The sequence below is a fragment of the Proteus sp. fly-1008 genome (assembly GCF_040140305.1).
In the GTDB taxonomy this organism is placed as follows: Bacteria; Pseudomonadota; Gammaproteobacteria; order Enterobacterales; family Enterobacteriaceae; genus Proteus; species Proteus vulgaris_B.
Genome location: NZ_JBEEWH010000017.1, coordinates 13,334 through 25,265, shown reverse-complemented (window position 1 = coordinate 25,265; position 11,932 = coordinate 13,334). Strand labels below are relative to the sequence as shown.

At 45.0% G+C, this 11,932-nt stretch carries 25 protein-coding genes; all 25 read left to right on the top strand.

Features of this window, described 5'->3' with window-relative positions; all coding sequences use genetic code 11:
- On the top strand, positions 1-76 hold a 76-nt coding region (locus ABN256_RS18225; RefSeq protein ID WP_072077167.1), incomplete at its 5' end, for an EF-Tu C-terminal domain-related protein.
- 222 nt (positions 77-298) lie between these two features.
- Positions 299-496 carry a bacterioferritin-associated ferredoxin gene (gene bfd / locus ABN256_RS18220; protein WP_072071082.1) on the top strand — a complete coding sequence of 66 codons (198 nt, stop codon included), beginning with the start codon at positions 299-301 and terminating at the stop codon, positions 494-496.
- 77 nt (positions 497-573) lie between these two features.
- Positions 574-1,047 (top strand): bacterioferritin, encoded by a 474-nt coding sequence (gene bfr, locus ABN256_RS18215; protein WP_196554949.1) that lies wholly within the window; start codon positions 574-576, stop codon positions 1,045-1,047.
- Positions 1,048-1,396: 349 nt separating this feature from the next.
- Entirely contained in the window at positions 1,397-1,708 is a 312-nt protein-coding gene (gene rpsJ, locus ABN256_RS18210; protein WP_001181005.1) for a 30S ribosomal protein S10, read from the top strand.
- 32 nt (positions 1,709-1,740) lie between these two features.
- Complete coding sequence (gene rplC / locus ABN256_RS18205; RefSeq protein ID WP_023583465.1) at positions 1,741-2,370, top strand: 50S ribosomal protein L3; 630 nt, start codon at positions 1,741-1,743, stop codon at positions 2,368-2,370.
- Between the two features lie 16 nt (positions 2,371-2,386).
- Complete coding sequence (rplD, locus tag ABN256_RS18200; protein WP_023583466.1) at positions 2,387-2,992, top strand: 50S ribosomal protein L4; 606 nt, start codon at positions 2,387-2,389, stop codon at positions 2,990-2,992.
- The gene (rplW, locus tag ABN256_RS18195; protein WP_004246962.1) at positions 2,989-3,291 is read left to right on the top strand and encodes a 50S ribosomal protein L23; all 303 of its coding nucleotides are present in this window, start codon (positions 2,989-2,991) and stop codon (positions 3,289-3,291) included. The genes rplD and rplW overlap by 4 nt, the downstream gene beginning before the upstream one ends.
- 19 nt (positions 3,292-3,310) lie before the next feature.
- Entirely contained in the window at positions 3,311-4,135 is an 825-nt protein-coding gene (rplB, locus tag ABN256_RS18190; protein ID WP_006535497.1) for a 50S ribosomal protein L2, read from the top strand.
- 14 nt (positions 4,136-4,149) lie between these two features.
- Positions 4,150-4,428, top strand: a complete 279-nt coding sequence (gene rpsS / locus ABN256_RS18185; RefSeq protein WP_004246960.1) for a 30S ribosomal protein S19 — start codon at positions 4,150-4,152, stop codon at positions 4,426-4,428.
- 14 nt (positions 4,429-4,442) lie between these two features.
- Positions 4,443-4,775 carry a 50S ribosomal protein L22 gene (gene rplV, locus ABN256_RS18180; RefSeq protein ID WP_006535498.1) on the top strand — a complete coding sequence of 111 codons (333 nt, stop codon included), beginning with the start codon at positions 4,443-4,445 and terminating at the stop codon, positions 4,773-4,775.
- 17 nt (positions 4,776-4,792) lie between these two features.
- Complete coding sequence (rpsC, locus tag ABN256_RS18175; RefSeq protein ID WP_023583467.1) at positions 4,793-5,494, top strand: 30S ribosomal protein S3; 702 nt, start codon at positions 4,793-4,795, stop codon at positions 5,492-5,494.
- A gap of 12 nt (positions 5,495-5,506) precedes the next feature.
- Positions 5,507-5,917: a 50S ribosomal protein L16 gene (gene rplP / locus ABN256_RS18170; RefSeq protein ID WP_006535500.1), complete on the top strand. Its 411-nt coding sequence runs from the start codon at positions 5,507-5,509 to the stop codon at positions 5,915-5,917.
- A complete protein-coding gene (gene rpmC, locus ABN256_RS18165; protein WP_004238624.1) occupies positions 5,917-6,108 on the top strand; it encodes a 50S ribosomal protein L29 in 192 nt (63 codons plus the stop codon). The genes rplP and rpmC overlap by 1 nt, the downstream gene beginning before the upstream one ends.
- Positions 6,108-6,362, top strand: a complete 255-nt coding sequence (gene rpsQ / locus ABN256_RS18160) for a 30S ribosomal protein S17 (protein ID WP_023583468.1) — start codon at positions 6,108-6,110, stop codon at positions 6,360-6,362. The genes rpmC and rpsQ overlap by 1 nt, the downstream gene beginning before the upstream one ends.
- Positions 6,363-6,538: 176 nt before the next feature.
- Positions 6,539-6,910 (top strand): 50S ribosomal protein L14, encoded by a 372-nt coding sequence (gene rplN, locus ABN256_RS18155; protein ID WP_004246955.1) that lies wholly within the window; start codon positions 6,539-6,541, stop codon positions 6,908-6,910.
- 10 nt (positions 6,911-6,920) lie between these two features.
- Positions 6,921-7,235, top strand: a complete 315-nt coding sequence (gene rplX / locus ABN256_RS18150; protein WP_006535502.1) for a 50S ribosomal protein L24 — start codon at positions 6,921-6,923, stop codon at positions 7,233-7,235.
- A 13-nt stretch (positions 7,236-7,248) separates the two neighbouring features.
- Positions 7,249-7,788: a 50S ribosomal protein L5 gene (gene rplE, locus ABN256_RS18145; protein ID WP_036933223.1), complete on the top strand. Its 540-nt coding sequence runs from the start codon at positions 7,249-7,251 to the stop codon at positions 7,786-7,788.
- Between the two features lie 12 nt (positions 7,789-7,800).
- Positions 7,801-8,106, top strand: coding sequence for a 30S ribosomal protein S14 (gene rpsN, locus ABN256_RS18140; RefSeq protein ID WP_006535503.1), 306 nt, complete (start codon positions 7,801-7,803; stop codon positions 8,104-8,106).
- Positions 8,107-8,138: 32 nt separating this feature from the next.
- Positions 8,139-8,531: a 30S ribosomal protein S8 gene (gene rpsH / locus ABN256_RS18135; RefSeq protein WP_004246950.1), complete on the top strand. Its 393-nt coding sequence runs from the start codon at positions 8,139-8,141 to the stop codon at positions 8,529-8,531.
- 14 nt (positions 8,532-8,545) lie between these two features.
- Entirely contained in the window at positions 8,546-9,079 is a 534-nt protein-coding gene (gene rplF / locus ABN256_RS18130; protein WP_036933221.1) for a 50S ribosomal protein L6, read from the top strand.
- 9 nt (positions 9,080-9,088) lie between these two features.
- The gene (rplR, locus tag ABN256_RS18125; protein ID WP_023583471.1) at positions 9,089-9,442 is read left to right on the top strand and encodes a 50S ribosomal protein L18; all 354 of its coding nucleotides are present in this window, start codon (positions 9,089-9,091) and stop codon (positions 9,440-9,442) included.
- Positions 9,443-9,456: 14 nt separating this feature from the next.
- Positions 9,457-9,957, top strand: a complete 501-nt coding sequence (gene rpsE, locus ABN256_RS18120; RefSeq protein ID WP_023583472.1) for a 30S ribosomal protein S5 — start codon at positions 9,457-9,459, stop codon at positions 9,955-9,957.
- A gap of 5 nt (positions 9,958-9,962) precedes the next feature.
- Entirely contained in the window at positions 9,963-10,142 is a 180-nt protein-coding gene (gene rpmD, locus ABN256_RS18115; protein WP_036914634.1) for a 50S ribosomal protein L30, read from the top strand.
- Positions 10,143-10,145: 3 nt separating this feature from the next.
- Positions 10,146-10,580 (top strand): 50S ribosomal protein L15, encoded by a 435-nt coding sequence (rplO, locus tag ABN256_RS18110; RefSeq protein ID WP_004246944.1) that lies wholly within the window; start codon positions 10,146-10,148, stop codon positions 10,578-10,580.
- A 7-nt stretch (positions 10,581-10,587) separates the two neighbouring features.
- The gene (gene secY / locus ABN256_RS18105) at positions 10,588-11,910 is read left to right on the top strand and encodes a preprotein translocase subunit SecY (protein ID WP_006535510.1); all 1,323 of its coding nucleotides are present in this window, start codon (positions 10,588-10,590) and stop codon (positions 11,908-11,910) included.
- The last annotated feature ends 22 nt before the right edge of the window (positions 11,911-11,932 follow it).

Below are 11,932 nucleotides of genomic sequence, written 5' to 3'. Positions count from 1 at the left end.
CGACGGTTTACGTTTCGCTATCCGCGAAGGTGGCCGTACAGTAGGTGCGGGCGTTGTTGCTAAAGTATTAGGTTAATCCCTAACCTGCTTTAAATTATAGAGAAAGGGCATCAATTGATGCCCTTTTTTGTATCTAGAAATAGTTCTTTTTATCTTAGCTAAATCTAATCCTCAATTTATTCTCTTATTATCATGTTAGTTTCTGTATTAGATTAGAACATCTAAGTTAAATAGAAATTGAAATCACAATAGTTATCATTTACTATTCGCTATGTGAGTAGCTAATGAGGTTGCTATTATGTACGTCTGTCTTTGCCATGGTGTGAGTGATAAAAAAATCATATCCACAGTTCACAAACATCAAATCCACACTATTAATGAATTACGCAAGATCTTACCTGTTGGTAGTTGTTGTGGTAAGTGTGTACGTCAAGCTCGTCAAATCATTGAAAATGAGCAATCTCTCCTTTATCCTCAAATTTCTGAAGTTGCATAACAAATTTTAAATTTCCTTTCTCTCCACTTTGTATAAAAGGTCTACACTAAAAAGACTGGAAGCAAAGGAGCATAAAAATGAAAGGTGATAAAAAAATGATAGCCCACCTTAATAAATTATTAGGTGGTGAGCTTGTTGCGATTAATCAGTATTTCCTGCATGCCCGAATGTTCAAAAATTGGGGGCTAACTCGTCTCAATGAAATGGAATACCATGAATCTATCGATGAAATGAAACATGCTGATAAATATATTGAACGTATTTTATTTCTAGAGGGGCTTCCTAACTTACAAGATTTAGGCAAACTAAATATCGGTGAAGATGTTGAAGAGATGCTACGCTCTGATCTTGAATTAGAACTTGGCGGTGCCAAAGATTTACGTGAAGCAATAGCGTATGCTGATTCTATTCATGACTATGTGAGCCGAGATTTAATGTTAGAAATCTTAACTGATGAAGAAGGGCACATTGATTGGATTGAAACTCAGCTTGAGTTAATTGAGCGTATAGGACTTCAAAATTACCTACAAGCTCAGATTATTGAAGAATAATCCTCAATAAAAAAGGCGTCAATTTTCTCTTATCGACAACATTTACAAACCTATTTAAAGCAAAGGGAATGAAGATTGCCTTTGCTTTTTTCATTTTTTAAATAATAAAGCATATTTTTATCGATGATTTTTTATTCTTGGCTTGATTTCATCACTCAGGCAAGTATAATGCGCAGGCTCACTGATTTAGTGAGGCTGATTAATCAGCTAATGCAGATTTTTTATTGCATTAAATATAATACTCCCGATTGGGGAGTTATATGCAGAACGATTACACTCTCTCATCAATCGAAATGGGTACGAGTAGTGATCATTTACGTTTATAAAAAATAGTTGGAGCTCTGGTCTCATGCAGAACCAAAGAATCCGTATCCGCCTGAAAGCTTTTGATCATCGTCTGATTGATCAATCAACTGCGGAAATCGTAGAGACTGCTAAGCGCACTGGTGCGCAAGTTCGTGGTCCAATCCCACTGCCGACTCGCAAAGAGCGTTTCACAGTGTTGATTTCTCCGCACGTTAATAAAGATGCGCGTGATCAGTATGAAATTCGCACTCACAAACGTCTGGTTGACATCGTTGAGCCAACCGAGAAAACCGTTGATGCTCTGATGCGTCTGGATCTGGCTGCCGGCGTAGACGTGCAGATCAGCCTAGGTTAATCAGGTCATCAAGCGATTGAGAGGTTGAAACAATGATTGGTTTAGTCGGTAAGAAAGTAGGAATGACGCGTATCTTCACTGAAGATGGCGTTTCAATCCCTGTAACCGTTATCGAAATTGAAAACAACCGTGTTACTCAGGTCAGAGATCTGGAGAAAGACGGTTATCGTGCCATTCAGGTGACTACTGGTAGCAAAAAAGCTAACCGTGTACTGAAACCTGAAGCAGGTCATTTTGCTAAAGCTGGTGTCGAAGCTGGCCGCTTACTACGTGAATTCCGTCTGAATGAAGGCGAAGAATACACTGTAGGTCAAAGCATTAGCGTAGAAATTTTCGCTGACGTTAAAAAAGTCGACGTTACTGGAACATCTAAAGGTAAAGGTTTTGCTGGTACTGTAAAGCGCTGGAACTTCCGTACTCAAGATGCTACCCACGGTAACTCCTTGTCTCACCGTGTTCCGGGTTCTATCGGTCAGAACCAGACTCCGGGTAAGGTGTTCAAAGGCAAGAAAATGGCAGGTCAACTGGGTAACGAACAAGTTACCGTTCAGAGCCTGGAAGTAGTACGTGTTGACGCTGAGCGCAACCTGCTGCTGGTCAAAGGTGCTGTTCCAGGTGCAACTGGCAGTGACCTGATCGTTAAACCAGCTGTCAAGGCGTAACGTCGAGGAGATAGGAATGGAATTGGTAATGAAAGACGCGCAAGGCGCGCTGACTGTTTCCGAAACTACCTTCGGGCGTGACTTTAACGAAGCGCTTGTGCATCAAGTAGTCGTTGCATACGCTGCTGGTGCTCGTCAAGGTACTCGTGCTCAGAAAACCCGTGCTGAAGTTTCTGGTTCAGGCAAAAAGCCTTGGAGACAGAAAGGTACAGGTCGTGCACGTTCAGGTTCAATCAAGAGCCCAATTTGGCGCTCTGGTGGTGTTAGCTTCGCAGCTAAACCACAGGACCACAGTCAAAAAGTAAACAAAAAGATGTACCGTGGTGCTCTGAAGAGCATTCTGTCTGAGCTGGTACGTCAAGATCGTCTGATCGTCGTAGAGAAGTTCTCTGTTGAAGCGCCTAAAACTAAACTTTTAGCACAGAAACTGAAAGATATGGCTCTGGAAGATGTTCTGATCATCACTGCTGATGTAGATGAGAATCTGTATTTAGCAGCACGCAACTTATATAAAGTTGACGTACGTGATGCAGCAACAATCGACCCTGTTAGCTTAATCGCCTTCGACAAAGTCGTCATGACTGCTGACGCTGTGAAGCAAGTTGAGGAGATGCTGGCATGATCCGTGAAGAACGTCTGCTGAAAGTACTGCGCGCGCCGCATGTATCTGAAAAAGCTTCTATCGCGATGGAAAAATCAAACACCATCGTTCTCAAAGTTGCTAAAGACGCGACCAAAGCAGAGATTAAAGCAGCTGTACAAAAACTGTTTGAAGTCGAAGTTGAAAGTGTTAACACTCTGCTGATGAAAGGCAAAGTGAAACGTCACGGTCAGCGTATTGGTCGTCGTAGCGACTGGAAAAAAGCTTACGTCACCCTGAAGGAAGGCCAGAATCTGGACTTCGTCGGCGGCGCTGAGTAAGTCGGAGGAGTAAAGAACAATGGCAATTGTTAAATGTAAACCTACGTCTCCGGGCCGTCGCCACGTAGTTAAAGTGGTAAACCCTGAGCTGCATAAAGGGAAACCTTATGCGCCATTGCTGGAAAAAAACAGCAAGTCCGGTGGTCGTAACAACAATGGTCGTATCACTACCCGTCATATCGGTGGTGGTCACAAACAGGCTTACCGTATTGTTGACTTCAAACGCAACAAAGATGGTATCCCTGCAACAGTAGAACGTCTGGAATATGATCCAAACCGTTCAGCTAACATCGCTTTAGTGCTGTATGCTGATGGTGAACGTCGCTACATTCTGGCTCCAAAAGGCCTGAAAGCGGGTGATAAAGTTCAGTCTGGCGTTGATGCTGCTATCAAAGCGGGTAACACCTTACCAATGCGTAATATCCCGGTTGGTTCTACAGTTCATAACGTAGAAATGAAACCAGGTAAAGGTGGTCAGTTAGCTCGTTCAGCTGGTACTTACGTTCAGATCGTTGCTCGTGATGGTGCTTATGTCACTATTCGTCTGCGCTCTGGTGAAATGCGTAAAGTTCCTTCTGATTGCCGTGCAACTATCGGTGAAGTTGGCAACTCTGAGCACATGTTACGCGTTCTGGGTAAAGCTGGTGCAAGTCGCTGGCGTGGTATTCGTCCTACCGTTCGCGGTACTGCGATGAACCCAGTCGATCACCCACATGGTGGTGGTGAAGGTCGTAACTTTGGTAAACACCCAGTAACACCTTGGGGCGTTCAAACCAAAGGTAAGAAGACTCGTAAAAACAAACGCACTGAACATTTCATCGTTCATCGTCGTACTAAGAAATAATTAGAGGATAAGCCATGCCACGTTCTCTCAAGAAAGGTCCTTTCATTGACCTGCACTTGCTGAAGAAGGTAGAGAAAGCGGTGGAAAGCGGTGACAAAAAGCCTGTTAAGACTTGGTCCCGTCGTTCAACGATCTTTCCTAACATGATCGGTTTGACCATCGCTGTCCATAATGGTCGTCAGCATGTTCCAGTTTACGTTTCCGACGAAATGGTTGGTCACAAACTGGGTGAATTCGCGCCGACCCGTACTTATCGCGGTCATGCAGCCGATAAAAAGGCTAAGAAAAAATAAGGTAGGAGGAAGAGATGGAAACTATCGCTATGCATCGCCACGCTCGTTCTTCTGCTCAGAAGGTTCGCTTGGTAGCTGACCTGATTCGCGGTAAGAAAGTGTCGCAAGCTCTGGAAATTTTAACCTTTACCAACAAGAAAGCTGCTGGTTTAGTGAAGAAAGTACTGGAGTCTGCTATTGCTAATGCAGAACACAACGATGGCGCTGACATTGATGATCTGAAAGTAGCTAAGATCTTTGTTGACGAAGGTCCTTCTATGAAGCGCATTATGCCTCGTGCAAAAGGCCGTGCAGATCGTATTCTGAAGCGCACCAGCCACATCACTGTGGTTGTGTCTGATCGCTGAGACTCTGGAGACTAGCAATGGGTCAAAAAGTACATCCTAATGGTATCCGCCTTGGCATTGTCAAGCCTTGGAATTCCACATGGTATGCGGGTACCAATGAATTCGCTGACAACCTAGACAGCGACTTTAAAGTACGTCAGTACTTAACTAAAGAACTGGCTAAAGCATCTGTATCTCGTATCGTTATCGAACGTCCTGCGAAAAGCATCCGTGTGACTATTCACACTGCTCGCCCAGGCATCGTTATCGGTAAAAAAGGTGAAGATGTTGAAAAACTGCGCAAAAACGTAGCGGATATCGCTGGCGTTCCTGCGCAAATTAATATCGCCGAAGTACGTAAACCTGAACTGGACGCAAAATTAGTTGCTGACAGCATCACTTCACAGCTGGAACGTCGTGTTATGTTCCGTCGTGCTATGAAGCGTGCGGTACAGAACGCTATGCGTTTAGGCGCTAAAGGTATTAAAGTGGAAGTAAGTGGTCGCTTAGGTGGCGCTGAAATCGCTCGTACTGAATGGTATCGTGAAGGTCGTGTACCTCTGCACACTCTGCGTGCAGATATCGACTACAATACCTCAGAAGCACAAACCACTTATGGTGTGCTCGGCGTTAAGGTATGGATCTTCAAAGGTGAGATCCTGGGTGGTATGGCTGCAGTTGAACAGGCGGAAAAACCGGCTGCTCAACCTAAAAAGCAGCAGCGTAAAGGCCGCAAGTAAGGAGAGTCGCTGATGTTACAACCAAAGCGTACAAAATTCCGTAAAGTGCACAAAGGCCGCAACCGTGGCTTAGCTGCTGGTGCGGATGTAAGCTTCGGGACTTACGGTCTTAAAGCTGTGGGCCGTGGTCGTCTGACTGCACGTCAGATCGAAGCGGCACGTCGTGCAATGACCCGTGCAGTTAAGCGTCAGGGTAAAATCTGGATCCGTGTGTTCCCAGACAAACCAATCACTGAAAAGCCGCTCGAAGTCCGTATGGGTAAAGGTAAAGGTAACGTTGAGTATTGGGTTGCCTTAATCCAGCCAGGTAAAGTCCTGTATGAAATGGATGGTGTGCCTGAAGAACTGGCCCGTGAAGCATTCAAGCTGGCGGCAGCAAAACTGCCTATCAAAACCACCTTTGTAACTAAGACGGTGATGTAATGAAAGCAAAAGAGCTGCGCGAAAAGAGCGTTGAAGAGCTGAACACAGAACTGCTGAACTTACTGCGTGAGCAGTTTAACCTGCGTATGCAGGCAGCAAGTGGTCAGTTACAACAGTCTCATCTGTTGAAACAAGTGCGTCGTAATATCGCACGCGTTAAGACTTTACTGACTGAGAAGGCGGGTGCGTAATGACCGATAAAATCCGTACTCTGCAAGGTCGTGTAGTTAGTGACAAAATGGAGAAATCTATTGTCGTTGCTATCGATCGTATGGTTAAACACCCATTATATGGTAAGTTTATCCGTCGTACGACCAAACTGCATGTACATGACGAGAACAACGAATGTGGAATTGGTGACGTAGTAGAAATTCGTCAAACACGTCCACTGTCTAAGACTAAGTCTTGGGCGTTAGTTCGCGTTGTAGAAAAAGCTGTTCTGTAATAAAATAGCCTTTTCGTACGAAATAAACGGCTCAAAACTGAACGAGCCGTTTATTTTTTCTGTCCATATCGAGAATGTGGTGTTATAATGCCGCTCCCTCGTATTATGGGATATTGAACGGCCTCTTCTAATGTGGAAGTGGCTCAGTAGTAGTTGACATTTAGCGGAGCACTAAAATGATCCAAGAACAGACTATGCTGAACGTGGCCGACAACTCCGGTGCACGTCGCGTAATGTGTATCAAGGTTCTAGGTGGCTCGCACCGTCGCTACGCAGATGTAGGTGACATCATCAAAATTACCATCAAGGAAGCAATTCCACGTGGTAAAGTTAAGAAAGGTGATGTACTGAAAGCGGTAGTGGTGCGCACCAAGAAGGGTGTTCGTCGCCCTGACGGTTCTGTCATTCGCTTCGATAGCAACGCTTGTGTATTGTTAAACAACAACAGCGAGCAAGTTATTGGTACGCGTATTTTTGGGCCGGTTACTCGTGAACTTCGTAACGAGAAGTTTATGAAAATAATCTCTCTGGCACCTGAAGTACTCTAAGGAGCAGGCAATGGCAGCGAAAATCCGTCGTGAAGACGAAGTTATCGTGCTAACTGGTAAAGATAAAGGTAAGCGCGGTAAAGTAAAACAGGTTCTTTCTTCTGGTAAAGTTATCGTTGAAGGTATCAATCTGGTTAAAAAACATCAGAAGCCAGTTCCGGCTCTGAACCAACCAGGTGGCATCGTTGAAAAAGAAGCTTCTATCCAAGTTTCTAACGTTGCAATCTTCAATGCGGCAACCGGTAAGGCTGACCGTGTAGGTTTTAGATTCGAAGACGGCAAAAAAGTTCGTTTCTTCAAGTCTAATAAAGAAACTATCAAGTAATTTGGAGTATACGATGGCGAAACTGCATGATTACTACAAAGACGAGGTAGTCCAAAAACTGATGTCTCAGTTTGGTTACCATTCTGTCATGCAAGTCCCTCGGGTCGAGAAGATCACCCTGAACATGGGTGTTGGTGAAGCGATTGTTGATAAAAAACTGCTGGACAATGCAGCAGCTGATTTAGCAGCAATCTCAGGTCAAAAACCTTTGATCACCAAAGCACGCAAATCTGTTGCAGGCTTCAAAATCCGCCAGGGCTATCCGATCGGCTGTAAAGTGACCCTGCGTGGCGAACGCATGTGGGAGTTCTTTGAACGCCTGATCTCTATTGCTGTACCACGTATCCGTGACTTCCGTGGTTTGTCCGCTAAATCATTTGATGGACGTGGTAACTACAGCATGGGCGTACGTGAGCAAATCATCTTCCCTGAAATCGATTACGATAAAGTGGATCGTGTTCGTGGTTTGGATATTACCATTACTACGACTGCGAAATCAGATGATGAAGGTCGCGCACTGTTAGCAGCGTTTAACTTCCCGTTCCGCAAGTAAGGCAGGGCATTCATGGCTAAGAAATCTATGAAAGCACGTGATGTAAAACGTGCGAATTTAGCTGAGAAATTCTTCGCAAAACGCGCAGAACTGAAAGCTATCGTTTCAGATGTGAACGTATCTGACGAAGATCGTTGGAATGCTGTTCTGAAACTGCAAACTATGCCACGTGATTCAAGTCCTTCACGTCAGCGTAACCGCTGCCGTCAAACTGGACGTCCGCACGGTTTCCTGCGGAAATTTGGCCTCAGCCGTATTAAAGTCCGTGAAGCCGCTATGCGCGGTGAAATCCCGGGCCTTAGAAAGGCTAGCTGGTAATTACCATAATTGAATCACGGGAGTAAAGACAGATGAGCATGCAAGATCCCATCGCGGATATGCTGACCCGTATCCGTAACGGTCAGGCCGCGAATAAAGTTGCGGTCACAATGCCTTCCTCCAAGCTGAAAGTGGCGATTGCCAACGTGCTTAAGGAAGAAGGTTATATCGAAGATTTTAAAATTGAAGGCGACACTAAGCCAGAATTGGAAATCACTTTAAAATATTTCCAAGGTAAGGCTGTAGTAGAAAGCATTCAGCGCGTAAGCCGTCCAAGTCTGCGCATCTATAAAAGAAAAGATGAGCTGCCACAAGTTATGGCAGGACTGGGCATCGCTGTTGTTTCTACCTCAAAAGGTGTTATGACTGATCGTGCAGCTCGCCAAGCAGGTCTTGGTGGCGAGATTATCTGCTACGTAGCTTAATTCGGGAGGAAAGAATGTCTCGTGTGGCAAAAGCACCCGTCGTCATTCCTGCCGGCGTAGAGGTTAAACTCAACGGTCAGGTAATTACGATTAAGGGTAAAAACGGCGAGCTAACTCGTACTATCCATAATGCAGTTGAAATTCAACATGCTGACAACCAGTTAACTTTCGCACCTCGCGATGGTTTTGCTGATGCATGGGCACAGGCGGGTACTACTCGTTCTCTGTTAAATGCAATGGTTGTAGGTGTTACCGAAGGCTTCACTAAGAAACTGCAACTGGTAGGTGTAGGTTATCGTGCGTCTATTAAAGGCAATGCGGTTAACTTATCAGTAGGTTTTTCACATCCAGTGGAACACCAACTGCCAGCAGGCATCACTGCTGAATGTCCAACACAAACTGAAATCGTACTGAAAGGTGCGGATAAGCAAGTGATTGGTCAAGTAGCAGCTGAACTGCGTGCTTACCGTCGCCCTGAACCTTATAAAGGTAAAGGTATTCGTTACGCCGACGAAGTTGTGCGTATCAAAGAGGCTAAGAAGAAGTAAGGTAACACTATGGATAAGAAAGCAGCTCGTATCCGTCGTGCGACCCGCGCACGCCGTAAGCTCCAAGAATTGGGTGCGACTCGCCTGGTGGTACACCGTACCCCTCGCCATATTTATGCGCAGGTTATTGCACCAAACGGTTCTGAAACTTTGGTGGCCGCTTCTACTACAGAAAAAGCTATCATTGAGCAACTGAAAAACACTGGAAACAAAGAAGCAGCAGCAGTAGTTGGTAAAATTGTTGCTGAACGCGCTCTGGAAAAAGGTATCAAAGTAGTATCATTTGACCGTTCCGGTTTCCAATATCATGGTCGAGTCCAGGCACTGGCAGATGCTGCCCGTGAAGCTGGCCTTCAGTTCTAAGGTAGGAGTGTAAGATGGCTCACATCGAGAAACAAGCTGGCGAACTGCAGGAAAAGCTGATCGCGGTAAACCGCGTATCTAAAACCGTTAAAGGTGGTCGTATCTTTAGCTTCACCGCTCTTACAGTAGTTGGTGATGGTAATGGCCGCGTTGGTTTTGGATATGGCAAAGCTCGCGAAGTTCCGGCAGCAATCCAGAAAGCGATGGAAAAAGCCCGTCGCAATATGAAAACCGTCGCTTTAAACAACGGTACTCTGTTCCACCCTGTTAAAGGTACCCACACAGGTTCTCGCGTATTTATGCAGCCTGCTCATGAAGGTACTGGTATCATCGCAGGTGGTGCAATGCGTGCAGTTCTAGAAGTGGCTGGCGTTCGTAACGTACTGGCTAAAACCTATGGTTCCACTAACCCGATTAACGTGGTTCGTGCAACACTGGACGCTTTAGATAGCATGAAGTCTCCAGATATGGTCGCAGCTAAGCGTGGTAAATCCGTTGAAGAAATTCTGGGGTAATGACCATGGCTAAGACTATTAAAATTACTCAAACACGCAGCTTAATCGGCCGTCTGCCTAAACATAAGGCAACTATGACTGGTTTAGGTCTGCGTCGCATCGGTCACACTGTAGAACGCGAAGATACACCAGCAGTTCGCGGTATGATCAACTTGGTTTCCTATATGGTTAAAGTTGAGGAGTAAGAGATGCGTTTAAATACTCTGTCTCCGGCTGAAGGTGCCAAGCATGCGCCTAAACGTGTAGGTCGTGGTATCGGTTCTGGCTTAGGTAAAACTGGCGGCCGTGGTCACAAAGGTCAGAAGTCTCGTTCTGGCGGTGGCGTACGTCGTGGTTTTGAAGGCGGCCAGATGCCTTTATATCGTCGTTTACCAAAATTTGGTTTTACTTCACGTAAATCTTTCGTGACTGCGGAAATCCGTCTGTCTGATTTAGCTTACGTTGAAGGCGATGTAATCGATCTGAATGCACTGAAAGCCGCAAACGTTGTTGGCCCACAGATTGAATTTGCAAAATTAATTCTGTCTGGTGAGGTTAACCGTGCAGTGACTATTCGTGGTCTGCGTGTTACCAAAGGTGCCCGTGCAGCAATCGAATCAGCTGGCGGTAAAATTGAGGAATAAGTGACAGATGGCTAAACAACCAGGTTTAGATTTTCAGAGTGCTAAAGGTGGTGTTGGTGAACTAAAACGCAGACTTTTGTTTGTTCTTGGTGCACTAATTGTCTTTAGGATTGGCTCTTTTATTCCTATCCCTGGTATTGATGCCACTGTGCTTGCCAAATTGCTCGATCAGCAAAAAGGCACCATCATTGAAATGTTTAACATGTTCTCTGGTGGTGCTCTTAGCCGTGCTTCTATCTTTGCGCTGGGTATCATGCCTTATATTTCGGCATCGATTATTATCCAACTCTTATCAGTGGTTAACCCTCGGTTAGCAGAGATTAAGAAGGAAGGGGAGGCCGGTCGTCGTAAGATCAGCCAATATACCCGTTATGGTACTTTGGTGCTGGCGATATTCCAATCAATTGGTATCGCAACAGGCTTACCGAATATGCCAGGAATGCAAGGTCTGGTGATTAATCCAGGTCTACCATTCTATATTACGGCTGTTGTGAGCTTAGTCACTGGGACAATGTTCCTAATGTGGTTAGGTGAGCAAATCACTGAACGTGGTATTGGTAACGGTATCTCAATTATTATCTTTGCAGGTATCGTTGCAGGTCTTCCGCCTGCCATTGGTCAAACCATCGAGCAGGCGCGGCAAGGCGAACTGCACTTCCTCCTGTTATTGTTGGTTGCAGTATTGGTGTTCGCGGTTACTTTCTTTGTTGTTTTTGTAGAAAGAGGACAACGTCGTATCGTTGTTAACTATGCAAAACGTCAACAAGGGCGTAGAATATACGCGGCACAAAGTACACATCTACCACTTAAAGTAAATATGGCGGGTGTTATACCAGCAATTTTTGCTTCAAGTATTATCCTGTTTCCTGGTACAATAACCTCTTGGTTTGGCGATGGTACAGGATGGGGTTGGCTGACGACGATTTCGTTAAATCTACAGCCTGGTCAACCTATTTATGTGCTACTATACGCTGCTGCAATCATATTCTTCTGTTTCTTCTATACGGCGTTGGTTTTCAACCCAAGAGAAACGGCAGATAACCTGAAGAAGTCCGGTGCATTTGTACCAGGAATTCGCCCGGGAGAGCAGACGGCTAAATATATAGATAAAGTAATGACTCGTTTAACCTTAATCGGTGCCTTGTATATTACCTTTATCTGTCTCATCCCGGAGTTCATGCGTGACGCAATGAAAGTACCTTTCTATTTTGGTGGTACTTCCCTCTTAATCGTGGTTGTGGTCATCATGGATTTTATGGCTCAAGTGCAAACTCTCCTGATGTCAAGTCAGTATGAGTCTGCATTGAAAAAAGCAAATCTTAAAGGTTAATTACTGATAAGTGATTTGTTTT

Excerpts from the sequence above, each read along its gene's own strand:
- rplV (WP_006535498.1), top strand. The coding sequence starts at position 4,443 with ATGGAAACTATCGCTATGCATCGCCACGCTCGTTCTTCTGCTCAGAAG.
- rplB (WP_006535497.1), top strand. The coding sequence starts at position 3,311 with ATGGCAATTGTTAAATGTAAACCTACGTCTCCGGGCCGTCGCCACGTA.
- rplC (WP_023583465.1), top strand. The coding sequence starts at position 1,741 with ATGATTGGTTTAGTCGGTAAGAAAGTAGGAATGACGCGTATCTTCACT.
- rplR (WP_023583471.1), top strand. The coding sequence starts at position 9,089 with ATGGATAAGAAAGCAGCTCGTATCCGTCGTGCGACCCGCGCACGCCGT.
- rpsE (WP_023583472.1), top strand. The coding sequence starts at position 9,457 with ATGGCTCACATCGAGAAACAAGCTGGCGAACTGCAGGAAAAGCTGATC.
- rplD (WP_023583466.1), top strand. The coding sequence starts at position 2,387 with ATGGAATTGGTAATGAAAGACGCGCAAGGCGCGCTGACTGTTTCCGAA.
- rpsC (WP_023583467.1), top strand. The coding sequence starts at position 4,793 with ATGGGTCAAAAAGTACATCCTAATGGTATCCGCCTTGGCATTGTCAAG.
- rpsN (WP_006535503.1), top strand. The coding sequence starts at position 7,801 with ATGGCTAAGAAATCTATGAAAGCACGTGATGTAAAACGTGCGAATTTA.
- rplN (WP_004246955.1), top strand. The coding sequence starts at position 6,539 with ATGATCCAAGAACAGACTATGCTGAACGTGGCCGACAACTCCGGTGCA.
- rplF (WP_036933221.1), top strand. The coding sequence starts at position 8,546 with ATGTCTCGTGTGGCAAAAGCACCCGTCGTCATTCCTGCCGGCGTAGAG.
- rpsS (WP_004246960.1), top strand. The coding sequence starts at position 4,150 with ATGCCACGTTCTCTCAAGAAAGGTCCTTTCATTGACCTGCACTTGCTG.
- rplX (WP_006535502.1), top strand. The coding sequence starts at position 6,921 with ATGGCAGCGAAAATCCGTCGTGAAGACGAAGTTATCGTGCTAACTGGT.
- rplE (WP_036933223.1), top strand. The coding sequence starts at position 7,249 with ATGGCGAAACTGCATGATTACTACAAAGACGAGGTAGTCCAAAAACTG.
- rpsH (WP_004246950.1), top strand. The coding sequence starts at position 8,139 with ATGAGCATGCAAGATCCCATCGCGGATATGCTGACCCGTATCCGTAAC.
- rpmD (WP_036914634.1), top strand. The coding sequence starts at position 9,963 with ATGGCTAAGACTATTAAAATTACTCAAACACGCAGCTTAATCGGCCGT.
- rpsQ (WP_023583468.1), top strand. The coding sequence starts at position 6,108 with ATGACCGATAAAATCCGTACTCTGCAAGGTCGTGTAGTTAGTGACAAA.
- bfr (WP_196554949.1), top strand. The coding sequence starts at position 574 with ATGAAAGGTGATAAAAAAATGATAGCCCACCTTAATAAATTATTAGGT.
- rplW (WP_004246962.1), top strand. The coding sequence starts at position 2,989 with ATGATCCGTGAAGAACGTCTGCTGAAAGTACTGCGCGCGCCGCATGTA.
- bfd (WP_072071082.1), top strand. The coding sequence starts at position 299 with ATGTACGTCTGTCTTTGCCATGGTGTGAGTGATAAAAAAATCATATCC.
- rpmC (WP_004238624.1), top strand. The coding sequence starts at position 5,917 with ATGAAAGCAAAAGAGCTGCGCGAAAAGAGCGTTGAAGAGCTGAACACA.
- rplP (WP_006535500.1), top strand. The coding sequence starts at position 5,507 with ATGTTACAACCAAAGCGTACAAAATTCCGTAAAGTGCACAAAGGCCGC.
- rplO (WP_004246944.1), top strand. The coding sequence starts at position 10,146 with ATGCGTTTAAATACTCTGTCTCCGGCTGAAGGTGCCAAGCATGCGCCT.
- secY (WP_006535510.1), top strand. The coding sequence starts at position 10,588 with ATGGCTAAACAACCAGGTTTAGATTTTCAGAGTGCTAAAGGTGGTGTT.
- rpsJ (WP_001181005.1), top strand. The coding sequence starts at position 1,397 with ATGCAGAACCAAAGAATCCGTATCCGCCTGAAAGCTTTTGATCATCGT.